Source organism: Tritonibacter sp. SIMBA_163 (genome assembly GCF_046535935.1).
Taxonomy (GTDB): domain Bacteria; phylum Pseudomonadota; class Alphaproteobacteria; order Rhodobacterales; family Rhodobacteraceae; genus Epibacterium; species Epibacterium scottomollicae.
Genome location: NZ_JAWJBP010000195.1, coordinates 1 through 347, shown reverse-complemented (window position 1 = coordinate 347; position 347 = coordinate 1). Strand labels below are relative to the sequence as shown.

Sequence of the window (347 nt, the reverse complement as noted above, 5' to 3'; positions counted from 1 at the left end):
CTCATCCGTCAGGCGCAGCGCGGCTTCAACATGGATTTCGAGGTCAGTCTCGCCTTCGACAACATCAATGCCGGTGGCGATGCGGAAAAGGGCTATGGCGTCGATCACGTGGCGGTTGCCGAGGGCCTTGGCTGCAAGGCGATCCGGGTTCGCAGCCCCAACCAGTTTGCCGAAAGTTTTGAACAGGCAAAAGCGCTGATGGCGGAGCATCAGGTGCCGGTGGTCCTGGAATTCATCCTCGAACGCGTTACCAATATTTCCATGGGTATCGACATCGATCAGGTTGTCGAATTCGAGGAGCTGGCCGAACGCGGCGAAGATGCACCGACCGCTATCGCAGCACTTTT

Annotated in this window: 1 protein-coding gene; it reads left to right on the top strand. The window is 57.6% G+C overall.

What is annotated here, in order from left to right; translation table 11 throughout:
* On the top strand, positions 1-347 hold a 347-nt coding region (locus tag R0J92_RS22060; protein ID WP_411053223.1), incomplete at both ends, for a thiamine pyrophosphate-dependent enzyme.